This is a genomic window from Flavobacterium sp. FlaQc-28 (genome assembly GCF_044007415.1).
Classification (GTDB): domain Bacteria; phylum Bacteroidota; class Bacteroidia; order Flavobacteriales; family Flavobacteriaceae; genus Flavobacterium.
This window is the reverse complement of sequence record NZ_JBIPCM010000004.1, coordinates 100,963-113,000: the sequence shown is the minus strand read 5'-3', so window position 1 is coordinate 113,000 and position 12,038 is coordinate 100,963. Positions and strand designations below refer to the sequence as shown.

The 12,038-nt window shown below is 31.3% G+C and carries 14 protein-coding genes; 6 read left to right on the top strand and 8 right to left on the bottom strand.

The genetic code is table 11. The features are described from left to right. Positions 1-5: 5 nt before the first annotated feature. From can to ACHRVL_RS12400, 4 genes are all read right to left on the bottom strand, one after another. Positions 6-641 (bottom strand): carbonate dehydratase, encoded by a 636-nt coding sequence (gene can / locus ACHRVL_RS12415; RefSeq protein WP_395413175.1) that lies wholly within the window; start codon positions 639-641, stop codon positions 6-8. 123 nt (positions 642-764) lie between these two features. Then, positions 765-2,402, bottom strand: coding sequence for a SulP family inorganic anion transporter (locus ACHRVL_RS12410; RefSeq protein ID WP_395413174.1), 1,638 nt, complete (start codon positions 2,400-2,402; stop codon positions 765-767). An 82-nt stretch (positions 2,403-2,484) separates the two neighbouring features. After that, entirely contained in the window at positions 2,485-2,769 is a 285-nt protein-coding gene (locus ACHRVL_RS12405) for a hypothetical protein (RefSeq protein ID WP_395413172.1), read from the bottom strand. A gap of 133 nt (positions 2,770-2,902) precedes the next feature. Further along, positions 2,903-3,382 carry a Dps family protein gene (locus ACHRVL_RS12400; RefSeq protein WP_089053277.1) on the bottom strand — a complete coding sequence of 160 codons (480 nt, stop codon included), beginning with the start codon at positions 3,380-3,382 and terminating at the stop codon, positions 2,903-2,905. A 108-nt stretch (positions 3,383-3,490) separates the two neighbouring features. On the opposite strand from ACHRVL_RS12400, the gene ACHRVL_RS12395 reads away from it, so the two are divergent. Then, the gene (locus ACHRVL_RS12395) at positions 3,491-4,432 is read left to right on the top strand and encodes a LysR substrate-binding domain-containing protein (protein WP_395413169.1); all 942 of its coding nucleotides are present in this window, start codon (positions 3,491-3,493) and stop codon (positions 4,430-4,432) included. Positions 4,433-4,466: 34 nt separating this feature from the next. Here ACHRVL_RS12395 and ACHRVL_RS12390 read toward each other — a convergent pair whose 3' ends face one another. Both ACHRVL_RS12390 and mnmD read right to left on the bottom strand, forming a co-directional pair. Further along, positions 4,467-4,664 (bottom strand): hypothetical protein, encoded by a 198-nt coding sequence (locus ACHRVL_RS12390; RefSeq protein WP_089053175.1) that lies wholly within the window; start codon positions 4,662-4,664, stop codon positions 4,467-4,469. Positions 4,665-4,830: 166 nt separating this feature from the next. Then, positions 4,831-5,496, bottom strand: a complete 666-nt coding sequence (mnmD, locus tag ACHRVL_RS12385; protein WP_395413167.1) for a tRNA (5-methylaminomethyl-2-thiouridine)(34)-methyltransferase MnmD — start codon at positions 5,494-5,496, stop codon at positions 4,831-4,833. A gap of 310 nt (positions 5,497-5,806) precedes the next feature. On the opposite strand from mnmD, the gene ACHRVL_RS12380 reads away from it, so the two are divergent. After that, positions 5,807-6,877 carry a branched-chain amino acid aminotransferase gene (locus ACHRVL_RS12380; RefSeq protein WP_089053173.1) on the top strand — a complete coding sequence of 357 codons (1,071 nt, stop codon included), beginning with the start codon at positions 5,807-5,809 and terminating at the stop codon, positions 6,875-6,877. A gap of 300 nt (positions 6,878-7,177) precedes the next feature. On the opposite strand, the gene ACHRVL_RS12375 is transcribed toward ACHRVL_RS12380, so the two are convergent. Next, positions 7,178-7,558: a hypothetical protein gene (locus ACHRVL_RS12375; RefSeq protein WP_395413164.1), complete on the bottom strand. Its 381-nt coding sequence runs from the start codon at positions 7,556-7,558 to the stop codon at positions 7,178-7,180. 431 nt (positions 7,559-7,989) lie between these two features. On the opposite strand from ACHRVL_RS12375, the gene ACHRVL_RS12370 reads away from it, so the two are divergent. The 4 genes from ACHRVL_RS12370 to ACHRVL_RS12355 all read left to right on the top strand — a co-directional run bounded on the left by ACHRVL_RS12370 (position 7,990) and on the right by ACHRVL_RS12355 (position 10,735). Then, on the top strand, positions 7,990-9,192 hold the full coding sequence (locus ACHRVL_RS12370) for a transcriptional regulator (protein ID WP_395413161.1): 1,203 nt from the start codon (positions 7,990-7,992) through the stop codon (positions 9,190-9,192). 75 nt (positions 9,193-9,267) lie between these two features. Then, the gene (locus ACHRVL_RS12365; RefSeq protein ID WP_089053169.1) at positions 9,268-9,810 is read left to right on the top strand and encodes an RNA polymerase sigma factor; all 543 of its coding nucleotides are present in this window, start codon (positions 9,268-9,270) and stop codon (positions 9,808-9,810) included. A 33-nt stretch (positions 9,811-9,843) separates the two neighbouring features. Further along, a complete protein-coding gene (locus ACHRVL_RS12360) occupies positions 9,844-10,257 on the top strand; it encodes a hypothetical protein (RefSeq protein ID WP_395413159.1) in 414 nt (137 codons plus the stop codon). A gap of 19 nt (positions 10,258-10,276) precedes the next feature. Further along, a complete protein-coding gene (locus ACHRVL_RS12355) occupies positions 10,277-10,735 on the top strand; it encodes a sensor of ECF-type sigma factor (RefSeq protein ID WP_089053167.1) in 459 nt (152 codons plus the stop codon). Between the two features lie 73 nt (positions 10,736-10,808). On the opposite strand, the gene ACHRVL_RS12350 is transcribed toward ACHRVL_RS12355, so the two are convergent. After that, positions 10,809-11,870 (bottom strand): oxidoreductase, encoded by a 1,062-nt coding sequence (locus tag ACHRVL_RS12350; protein WP_395413157.1) that lies wholly within the window; start codon positions 11,868-11,870, stop codon positions 10,809-10,811. Between the last annotated feature and the right edge of the window lie 168 nt (positions 11,871-12,038).

Sequence of the window (12,038 nt, the reverse complement as noted above, 5' to 3'; positions counted from 1 at the left end):
AACTATTAAAGATCAAGTTGATAAACTTCATCAAGCTCTTCGTTTGAACTAATATTTACATTCAAGTCAGTAACAAAACCAGAATTTAATCCATAAACCCATCCGTGAAGCATTAAATCCTGACCATTCTTCCATGCACCTTGCACAATCGAAGTTTTTGCCAAGTTGTAAACCTGCTCTTTAGCATTGATTTCAACAAAAGCATTAAAACGCTCTGTTTCATCTTGAATTGAGTTTAAATATTTATCGTGTAAACGATACTCATCTTTAATATGACGAATCCAGTTATCGATAATTCCAACAGACTGCTGACCCATTGCAGCTTTTACACCGCCGCAGCCGTAATGTCCGCAAACAATAACATGTTTTACTTTTAAAACATTAACCGCATAATCCAGTACACTTAGCATATTCATATCTGAATGCACTACCATATTGGCAATATTTCTGTGCACGAAAACCTCTCCGGCTTTTGCTCCAATAATTTCGTTTGCAGGAACACGACTGTCAGAACATCCAATCCATAATAAAGGTGGAGTCTGTCCTTTTGCTAAATCAGCAAAAAAATTAGGATCTAATGCTAATGATTTCTCAACCCATTTTTTATTATTCTCAAGTAACTGCTTATAAAACTCTTTCATTTTTTTGATTTTTTGATTGGTACTTCAACATGCTTAAACATATTAAAAATAACTTAGGGTAAAGTTATCTAATTTTCTAATACTTCTCACCATGAAGAAATACCTTTAATTAATATAATTTGCTTAAACTTTTTCTTTTTGTACCATTTCTCTCTTAGCTACATCGTAATAATGCTCTATAGAAACATGATTATTATTTTCAGGCGTATTTTCAAGTTCGTATGCTTCTTTAAATCCTTTCAGCTTCACTTCGATATTTTCATCAATAGCACGAGTTTCTTTAAACTCACGAATTAAATCTAAAACATCGTGTGCAATATACTCCGTATCTTCTGCACTAATTACCACTTTAGAATTTTCAGGAATCTCATTCAATGTTAATTTAATCGCTGCTTTGTTCAAGAATGAAACCTCTTGCGCTAAATCGATATGAATAATATCTCCGTCTTCGTATTCTTCTTTTTTAAAGCTGTAAGCTCTTTTTAAGTTACCTCTTAATACGAAAATAACACTAATAATAATTCCTAACGCCACACCTTTAAGTAAATCTGTAGCCACAACAAATACTAATGTTGCAACGAAAGGTATGAACTGATACTTTCCTTTCTCCCAGAAATGTTTAAATGTTGCAGGTTTAGCTAATTTGTATCCTACTAAAATTAAAACGGTAGCTAATGTTGCCAATGGAATTTTATTCAAAATTGCAGGAATCGACAACACACTTATCAATAATAATACACCGTGAATAATCGCTGACATTTTTGATTTTGCACCTGCATTATTATTTGCAGAAGATCTCACTACTACAGAAGTCATTGGTAAACCTCCTAAAAGAGAACTCACAATATTACCAATACCTTGTGCTCTAAGCTCAACATTTGTATTAGTATAACGTTTTTGAACGTCCATTCTGTCTGCAGCTTCAATACATAAAAGTGTTTCAATAGAAGCTACAATGGCAATTGTAATAGCAACTACCCAAACTTGAGGATTTGTAACCGCAGCAAAATTTGGTGTAATTAGAATAGATTTAAATTCATCAAAAGATTTTGGAACTGGCAATGAAACCAAATGTTCTTTTGCAATCGCCAATGAGCTTCCTGAAGAAACAAAAAATTCATTTAAAACTACTCCTAAGATAACAGCAACAAGCGCACCAGGAACTAACTTTAATTTCTTTAAAAAAGGAACTTTATCCCAAGAAATTAAAATTACAAGCGAAACAACCGAAATTACCACTGCTCCTAAATGAATGTGATTAACTACATCAAACAAGAATGAAAATGAATTACTTCCGTCATTTTGAATGAAAGCCTGATCACCTTCAAAATCTGCGTCGTAACCAAAAGCGTGAGGTAATTGTTTTAAAATAATAATGATTCCAATACCTGCCAACATTCCTTCGATAACATTTGTTGGAAAATAATTAGAGATACTTCCGGCTTTTAAAAATCCTAATGCTAATTGAATTAGTCCTGCAATAAAAACAGACATTAAAAACACATCAAAAGCACCAAAATCAGTAATAGCGGTTAAAATAATAGCGGTTAATCCAGCTGCAGGTCCTGAAACACTAATATGCGACTGGCTTAAATAACCTACCACGATACCACCAATAACACCTGCAATAATTCCAGAAAACAAAGGCGCTCCTGAAGCCATTGCAATACCTAAACACAATGGAAGAGCCACCAAAAAGACCACTAAACCTGAAGCAAAGTCAGATTTAAGGTTGGCAAAAAGATTAATTTTTTTTGTCATAATACAATACTAAATAAATTATTCATCAAAGATTTACCGCACTTAATCAAAAATGCAGTTAGTTCAAAATAAATCGGAAGTATTATACTAAGTTGGGAGGGGGAGCAAAAATACTCGGTGAAATATTGTCAAGTTTTACAATATTTTCAGACGCTATTGTCTTTTTTTCAATATAAACAGGCATAACAACTTCATGTTGCAATATTGCTGGGTATACAGCTGCCTTAAGTTCTTTATGTGAATGCTCCTCTTCAGAAAAACTGAAAAATATAGACGTATCACTGCTTTTCTTCATCACCGTTACAATTGTAGGGGTCGATAAGAAAGCAATAAATATGAATAATAATATACGAGCAACTAATTTCATTCCCGCAAAAATAACGTTATACAAACAAAATCAAAGCGTCAAGCTGAAATTTTCATAGAAATTTAACATTCATAAAAATGGCAGAATAAGTAAATTACTCATTCTGCCACTTAATTTATTTAAAAACAAGTTATTATAACTCCTCATCAAGCCAAGCATTCATCATCCAGATCGTTTTTTCCTGCTCTGCAATAAAATCACTCATCATCGAATTCGTACCTTCATCGTTAATTTCAGCAGATTTATTCAAAATTTCACGCTCAATCTTTAATAAATCTGATAAAGAACTCACAATTAAATGAACTGCTTTTTCATCATTTGAAATATTTTTTCCAACAGTTAACTTATTATTTTTTATATAATCTTCAAATGTGTGCAAAGGCGTTCCTCCAATTGTCAAAACTCTTTCGGCGATCATATCAATTTTTAACTGAGAATCTGTGTATAATTCTTCAAATTTAACATGAAGATCAAAGAAGCGTTTTCCACGAATATTCCAATGAATTCCTCTTAGATTTTGATAATAAACTTGAAAATTTGACAATAGTACATTTAATTCTTTTACTAATAACTCTGATTCTTTTACTGGAAGTCCTAAAATATTTGTTTTCATGATTTTCGTTTTTATAATGTGTTTACTACAAATTTAAGGCAACTTCTTCAAAAAAAACATAAAAAAAAATTATATTTAGTTATTTTTGCATCAAAAAATTCTATTAAAATGACGATAACTCAATTACAATATGTATTAGCTGTTGCAGAGCATAAAAATTTTACGCTTGCTGCTGAAAAATGCTTTGTGACTCAGCCTACTTTAAGTATGCAGATCCAAAAAATTGAAGAAGAACTAAATATTTTAATATTCGACCGAAGCAAAAAACCTATTCAGCTTACAGATATTGGGCAAAAGATTGTAAACCAAGCAAAAAATATTGTAAACGAAGCTGACCGAATTAAAGATATTGTTGAACAGCAAAAAGGTTTTATTGGCGGAGAATTTCGATTAGGAATTATCCCAACCATTATGCCGACTCTTTTACCTATGTTTTTAAATAATTTCATTAAGAAATATCCAAAGGTTAAACTTTTAATTGAAGAGCTTAATACAGATGAAATTATTATAAAATTAAAAAACGGCCATCTTGATGCTGCAATTGCGGCGACTCCGCTTGAAGATGAAAAAATAAAAGAGATCGTTTTATACTTTGAGCCATTTGTAGCCTATATTCCAGAACATCACAGCAGTTTTCAAAAAGAAGAAATCGAAGTGGCTGATTTAAACATTAATGAGATTTTACTTTTACAAGACGGACATTGTTTTAGAGATGGAATTTTGAATTTATGCAAACATAGTGCTGATACTGAACAAAATAATTTTCAAATTCAAAGCGGAAGTTTTGAAACTTTAATAAAATTAGCCGACGAAGGTTTGGGCACAACATTACTTCCGTACTTGCACACTTTAGATTTAAAAGAATCCGATAAACTGAAGCTGCGAAATTTTAAGGAACCAAAACCTGCTCGCGAAGTAAGTTTAATTTACCCTAAGAGCGAATTAAAAATGCAAATCATTGATGCACTTAGATCAACAATTGCCGGCGTCGTAAAAGGAGCCATTGTTTTTCAAAATGTGCAAATCATCAGTCCGCTGCAAAAGAAATAAAAATAAAAAAGGAGCCAACTTGGCTCCTTTTCTTTTATACTTTAATTAGTAGTAGACTTTGTTTAAGTTCTGGTTTTTCAATTATAAAATTTAATAACCATTCTTGCAATTGTTCCATTTCGTATGGCAACAGTGTTTTGATAGCTTTTTCTAGTTCTTTACAAAAAAGTATCGGATCGAAACTTACTCTTTCAAGTATTGATTTCGTGTAATCAAACATTATTTTTGACATAATAAAATAAGATTTTCGGGGGTTATCTATTATTTTAAACTCGAGCCAAATTTAAGCAAATATCATTCATAAAGACAATTTTTAACTTATTTTTTTAAAAACTTTAGCAGCGAATACGTTTTCTTACTACACATAAATCAATCTAGAATCGTTCTAAACAACTCATTTAAACCTTTTTAAAAGCTCGAAACATTTCTCTTTTCCCAGGAGGACCTGTTAATTTTTCAACAGTAAAACCAACCTCAATCATACTTCTTTTAACAACTCCTCGAGCGGCGTATGTAACAAGAACGCCGTTTGGCTTTAAACTATTGTACATTTTCTGAAAAATGGCTGTACTCCAAAGCTCCGGTTGTACTCGATATCCAAAAGCATCAAAGTAAATCAAATCAAAAATTTCTAAATCGTCAATTTCATCAAAAAATTGTTTTCTTTTAGTTAACGAAAATCTTGAGTTGATTGTCGCTTCATGATCCCACTCGCTTTCATGCATTTTTTTAAATACTTCCGAAAAATTTTCTGCCTCTAATTCTTGAACATAATTCATTGCCAAAACTTCACTTGCATCAATCGGATACGCTTCTACTCCAACATAATTAATATACTGCTGTTTTTGTTCTGATTCTAAAAAAGTAATAAAAGCATTTAAACCAGTTCCAAAACCAATTTCAAGAATAGAAACCGGATTACTTTCAAATAATGACAACCCATTTTTTATAAATACGTGTTTTGCTTCTTGAATAGCACCATGTTTGGAATGGTAACTTTCGTTCCATTCTTCCAAATGAATTGTAGTTGAACCATCTAGCGTTTTAATTATTTCTCTTTTCACTATTTTCAAATTTTACAATGACTTTACATTGATTTATAGTCCATTTTCTTAGTCAAATTTAGTCAAAACAAATGCGTAAAGCCTTAAAAAACGACACTTTTTTCATAAAATCTTTATAAAACTTCGCTAAAATTTTAGGTTTATTATAAGATAAACAAATCTCAGTCAAATACAGGAATTAATGCAGTTTTACTAAACAAATTATATATTTTTCCGTAATTTTGCATTCAACAAAACCTAATCTTCATCAGATCATTACGTTAGATTTTCATTTGAAAGAATACAAATTAGATAAAAACTTTACATAATTATGAGTACAACTCAAACAAGCAAAATTGAAATCAGAAAAGCTGAATCGTCTAAGATAAGCTCTGTAGACTTTGAAAACTTAAGCTTTGGTGCTGTATTTACAGACCATTTATTAGAATGTGATTATAAAGACGGACAATGGCAGACTCCGGTCATTAAGCCGTATGCTCCTATTTTAATGGATCCATCTTCTAAAGTCTTTCATTATGGACAAGCTATTTTTGAAGGAATGAAAGCTTACAAAGATGAAAATAATGATGTTTGGTTGTTTAGACCTGATGAAAACTACAAGCGTTTCAACAATTCTGCTGTTCGTATGGCGATGCCAGAAGTTCCAGAAGACGTATTTATGGAAGGTTTGAATGAATTATTAAAAATCGACCAAGAATGGATTCAAAGAGGAAATGGTGCAAGTATGTACATCCGTCCTTTTATGATTGCGACAGGACCTGGAGTTATTGCAAATCCATCTGACGAATATAAATTTATGATTTTACTTTCTCCTGCAAAATCTTACTATGGAGGCGAAGTAAAAGTAATTATTGCTGAACATTATAGTAGAGCTGCAAATGGTGGAATTGGTGCTGCAAAAGCAGCTGGAAACTACGCTGCTCAGTTTTACCCAACTAACTTAGCAAACAAAGATGGTTTTCAACAAGTTATTTGGACGGACGATGCTACGCATACAAAATTAGAAGAAGCTGGAACAATGAACGTTTTCTTCAGAATTAATGATACTTTATTGACAGCTCCAACAAGCGAAAGAATTTTAGATGGTATTACCAGAAAAAGTTTAATTGCAATGGCTGAAAAAGAAGGATTAAATGTTGAAGTTCGCCCAGTAATTGTTTCTGAACTAGTTGAAGCTGCTAAAAACGGATCTTTAAAAGAAATCTTCGGAGCTGGTACTGCTGCAGTTATCAGTGTAATTAAAGGATTCTCATATAAAGGTGAATATTATGAAATGACTCCAGTAGAGAATTCATACGCTTCATTCTTAAAAGAAAAACTAACAAGTCTTCAAAACAAACTTTCTGAAGATACTTATGGATGGACAGTTAAAGTTCAATAATCCAAAACCATATAAAAAGAGAAACCCGATAGATTTAAACAATTTATCGGGTTTTCTATTTTTCTTTCTTATTAAATCGTGGAGATAAAGTTAAACTCAATCTTGTCATTTCGACGAAGGAGAAATCTTCGTGAGTAGCTCTACAAAAATTGTTGATTTGCTATGTGGAGTTTCTTGCGAAGATTTCTCCTTCGTCGAAATGACAAAAATAACGCAAAGCTTTGTAAACTTGCATTTTTATAAGAACAGCAGAAAAAAAACTTAGCACTCGATAGCTATCGGGATTGCGTTTAATCTTGTTTACAACAACTTCGAAAAATCAGGCTTAAAATAATTTGGTCCTTTCATTACTTTTCCATCTTCACGATAAATAGGCTTTCCGTCTTCGCCAAGTTTACTCATATTACTACGCTGAATTTCATCAAAAACAGCTTCAATTTTATCCTGCAAGCCATGTTCGATAATTGTTCCGCACAAAATATACATCATATCACCAAGTGCGTCAGCAATTTCAACTAAATCATTATTTTGAACCGCTTCAAGATATTCTTCATTTTCTTCTTTCATTAAATTATAACGAAGCTGTTTTTTAGTTTCTCCTAAATCAGCAATTGGCGTATGGCTGTGACCTATTTTAAAAGCAGTATGAAATTCTGTAACTGCATCCAGTTGTTTCTTCATGTTTTTATTTGATTAAATGAAATGGCAAATTAGCAACAAATCGTATACAATTCTCTAAATTTGTCAAAAATAATTTTTAAAGTATGTTTAGTCAAGGACAATTAATTTTCGGACTCTGTTTTTTTATCGCATTTGTAATCATAATGATTTTTGCTTACCGTAAAGATCTAGCACTGCATAAAGTTTTTTACAAAGGAAATTACAAAGTCCTTATTGCATTTCTTCTTTTTATTGCGATTTTATTCGTCATCAAAGTCTTTCTAAAAAGATAAGCAGTAAACTTAAACTTTCAAGAAAAGCACAATTTAACCTTTCCCCAATCGTTATTTTATAAAATCCAGTAATTGGAAAAAAAATTGAATCCAACTTTTATTTTTGTTATTAGTTTGGACTCGCAATAAAATTTATAACTTTACGCAAAACCTGCATCAATGAAGATTCTAAAATATTTATTTCTTTTACTATTATTAAGTTTAGTCGCTCTAACCGTTTTTGTTGCTACCCAAAAAGGGATTTTTTCTGTTGAAAGAAGCAAAGTCATCAATTCGCCAAAAGCTACAGTCTATAATTATGTAAATGATTTTAGAAACTATGAAGATTTTGAATCTTGGTCTACAGAAGATCCATCAATAAAAATGACTTTTCCGAACAAAACCAGCGGAAATGGAGCATCATTTTATTGGTCAGGTGATGAAGGTAATGGAAATGCAATTACCCTAAAAACAAAAGAAGGTGAAAGCATTGAACAAAAAATGAAATACGACGGCACGGAAGCTGATGTAACTTGGACTTTTAAAGATACTTTGGCAGGTAAAACAAAAGTTACCTGGAAAGCAAAAGGAACTATGAGCTTTTTGTTTAAAATATACACGGCGCTAAATGGCGGTTCTGACAAGGTTATTGGAACAATTTACGAAAAAAGCCTCGCAAATATTGACAAGAATTTAGATTACGAAACAAAAACTTATGCTGTGGAAGTAAATGGAGTAGTAAAGAAAACTGAAACTCCTTATATCAAACAGACTTTTACCAGCGAAATTCAAAAAGTAAATAAAAATGCCAGAATTGTTATTCCAAAACTTATTCAGTTTAGCGAAACCAATGGCTTAACTGCAACTGGAAAACCGTTTATTATTTATCATACTTACGACACTGCATCAGGATTGGCAAAAATTTCGATATGTCTTCCTATAAACAAAGAAATCTCAATTAGCTCTGGAAGTGATATTTTATCAGGGAAACTAAATGGTTTTGATGCTGTAAAAACAACTTTAAAAGGTGATTATTCGCATACAAACGAAGCTATTTCAAAAACAACAGCATATATTAATAATCAAAAGATAAAACCAGAATTAAGCTGGTCGCATCTTGAAGTTTTATCAATCAGTAAATTAGATGTAAAAAGCCCATCTAAATTACTAACAGAAATCTATTTCCCTATTATTCCTAAAATTGTTCCTGCAGCGCCAGTCAGCTCACCAGTTTATTCGTCTGAACCAGAAGAAGGTGCTGACACCGTAAGACCCGAAACAGCAAAACCTGCCGCAACGAAACCTGCAACACCAAAGCCGGCAGCTCCAAAACCTGCCACACCACCAACACAAACTCAAGAAGAAGAGCAGTCAGAATTTTAAACTTTTAAAGGTCATTAAACCTTTTGTTTAAAATTCATTCTAACATTATATAAAAGGTTTGATAAATCAAAAAGTTTGACAGACGAGAAGGAATTTATACAACAATTATTAAATCCTAAAACGCAAAATACAGCGTTTCAAAAACTCCTATCTGATTATCAAAAACCATTGTATTCTCATATTCGAAATATTGTTTTGAATCATGATGATGCTGACGACGTTTTACAAAACACTTTCGTTAAAGTATTTCAGTACCTAAAAAACTTCAAGGAAGAAAGCAGGCTTTTTTCCTGGATGTATCGCATTGCAACAAATGAAGCTTTGACTTTTTTAAATCAGAAAGCAAAACTAAATGGTATTACTTCTGAAAGTCTGCAAAATAAAACAATTGATAATTTAAAATCAGATGTTTATTTTGATGGAGATGAAATTCAGATCAAACTTCAAAGAGCAATAATTACATTACCAGAAAAACAACAGTTGGTTTTTAAAATGAAATATTTTGAAGAATTAAAGTACGAAGAAATTTCAGAAATTCTTGGAACATCGGTTGGCGCACTAAAAGCATCTTATCATCATGCTGTAAAAAAAATAGAAATATATGTTACATCAAATTAAACCTTTTACAGCAAAACTTATCTTATTGTTATTATGAAAGCATTTAAACTAGAAAACGAACCGAAAATATCATCAGGATTTAAAACTCCTGAAAATTATTTTGATACAATTTCGGTAAAAGTTTTACAGCAGATAAACGAAGAAGAAGTTAAAGTAATTCCGATATACAAACGCAAAAAAACAATTACCCTTATTGCTGCCGCTGTAGTAGGTATTGCATTAATGATTCCTGTTATCAACAATTATAATGCAACATCAAAAGAACTTGATGAAGCAACTTTAGAAACCTATTTGTCTTATCAATCAAATTTGAATCAATACGATTTAATTCGAGAATTAGACACTAAAGACATTGAAAAGCTGAATAAAAATGTTGCACTGGAACAAGAAACTCTAGAAGACATTTTATCTTCTAATCCAAATATTGAAAATTTAATTTCTGAATAAAAAACAAAAAAATTAAAATATGAAAACTAAAAATATACTAACATTCCTTCTGTTTTTAGTAAGCTTTTCATTTTATGCTCAAAATGACAAAGCAGATGATAAACGTGAAAAGATCAAAGCATATAAGGTTTCTTTTTTAACAACTGAATTAGAACTTACTTCAACTGAAGCTGAAAAATTTTGGCCTATTTATAATACTTATGACGATAAACAGTATGAACTGCGTCATAACAAAATGAAAACTTACCTGCGTAAACTAGATGATGATAATCTAAGTTCTCTTTCAGAAAAAGAAGCAGCTGCGTTATTATCTCAAATTGAATCTACAGATAAAGAACTGTATCTTTTGCGCGAAAAATACACAGCAAATCTTAAAAAAATACTTTCGGCAAAGAAAATATTAAAGCTTAAAAAATCGGAAGATGATTTTAATCGAAAATTATTAAAACAATACCGAGACAAAGCAGGAAAAAATTAAGCTTCTTAAAAATACAACAGCGATAAGAACCCTATATAATAATACTTACTTTATTATTTAGGGTTCTTGTTTTTTACTTAAAATTAAGTCGAACTACTTTATTATGCCCTGCAGCTATTGCTGTATTTCTATTAATAAAACGAACAGTAAAAAATTTAGTATCTGTAGATAATTGTGTCCAATTTTCACCTCCATTTTGAGAATACTGTATTCCCTCAGAGCCGACGCAAATAATTTCTTTTCCATTTCCTCCTGGAACATACTGGACGCATGATGCATATCCAAATCCCATATTCTGTCCTATCAATTCCCAAGTTTTTCCGCCATCTTTTGTAAAAGCCTTATTATCTACTTTTCTGCTCGGAATCTCATAATCACCTCCTGCAATAAAGCCGTGTTTAGAATCATAAAAATCTGCCGTAAAAATACCAGTCATCGCTTTTCCCTGCACAATTGGAGTCTCAACAACTTTCCATGTTTTTGCTTTATCTGCTGAATAAAAAACACGTGCTTTTTTTCCGCCTGAAACAAGCCAAGTATCATTTCCTTTAATAACAATATTAGTATTACTTGCGGCAAAAGCGGCTTCTCCAACTGCATTTGTAGGTAATTTATCCGATAATATTTTAGTCCAAGTTTCTCCGCCATCACGAGTAACAATTATAGAAAAAGTATCTTCTGTTGGATCTCCAATAGCAATACCTTCTTTATCATTCCAAAACTGCATGCTGTCGTAAAAAACTTTCGGATTAATCTCTTTGTAAACCAGTTTTACTTTTTTGTCTTTTTTATCAACAGAATAGAGCAATGCTGGATTTGCAACACTTAATAGAAACACATTTTTTGAAGTTTGTGCAATGCTTCTAAATTCTAACTTAAGTGTATCGCGATAAATATGTTCTTCAAACTTTTCTTTTTTATCTAAATCATAATAGCCAAAACGAGAATTATCAGCTCCATACCAAACTTTATTTTTATCAATTAAGATCGCTCTTATACTTATTTTATCTTTAAACAAAGTATCTATTGTCATTGATGTAAAACCACTGCTAAAATTAACTTCGGTTTTATAATTAAATGTTCTAAATGACATCAATAAAATAAAAATACTGCAAAATAAAACTAGTTTTTTCATATAAAAATAAGATTTGGCTGTTGCTAAAATACAATTTATTATAACATTTCAAATAAGTTTTCTCTTTTTTATAAAACAACTTTTTGCTCCTCTAATATCCATTAAACAAAAACACATCTCTAATCAAATAAAACACAATTAACTGAACAACAAATACTTAAAAACACA

Bases quoted from the DNA above. Each gene is read 5' to 3' on its own strand.
- can (WP_395413175.1), bottom strand. From the start codon at position 641: ATGAAAGAGTTTTATAAGCAGTTACTTGAGAATAATAAAAAATGGGTT.
- ACHRVL_RS12410 (WP_395413174.1), bottom strand. From the start codon at position 2,402: ATGACAAAAAAAATTAATCTTTTTGCCAACCTTAAATCTGACTTTGCT.
- ACHRVL_RS12405 (WP_395413172.1), bottom strand. From the start codon at position 2,769: ATGAAATTAGTTGCTCGTATATTATTATTCATATTTATTGCTTTCTTA.
- ACHRVL_RS12400 (WP_089053277.1), bottom strand. From the start codon at position 3,382: ATGAAAACAAATATTTTAGGACTTCCAGTAAAAGAATCAGAGTTATTA.
- ACHRVL_RS12395 (WP_395413169.1), top strand. From the start codon at position 3,491: ATGACGATAACTCAATTACAATATGTATTAGCTGTTGCAGAGCATAAA.
- ACHRVL_RS12390 (WP_089053175.1), bottom strand. From the start codon at position 4,664: ATGTCAAAAATAATGTTTGATTACACGAAATCAATACTTGAAAGAGTA.
- ACHRVL_RS12380 (WP_089053173.1), top strand. From the start codon at position 5,807: ATGAGTACAACTCAAACAAGCAAAATTGAAATCAGAAAAGCTGAATCG.
- ACHRVL_RS12375 (WP_395413164.1), bottom strand. From the start codon at position 7,558: ATGAAGAAACAACTGGATGCAGTTACAGAATTTCATACTGCTTTTAAA.
- ACHRVL_RS12370 (WP_395413161.1), top strand. From the start codon at position 7,990: ATGAAGATTCTAAAATATTTATTTCTTTTACTATTATTAAGTTTAGTC.
- ACHRVL_RS12360 (WP_395413159.1), top strand. From the start codon at position 9,844: ATGAAAGCATTTAAACTAGAAAACGAACCGAAAATATCATCAGGATTT.
- ACHRVL_RS12355 (WP_089053167.1), top strand. From the start codon at position 10,277: ATGAAAACTAAAAATATACTAACATTCCTTCTGTTTTTAGTAAGCTTT.
- ACHRVL_RS12350 (WP_395413157.1), bottom strand. From the start codon at position 11,870: ATGAAAAAACTAGTTTTATTTTGCAGTATTTTTATTTTATTGATGTCA.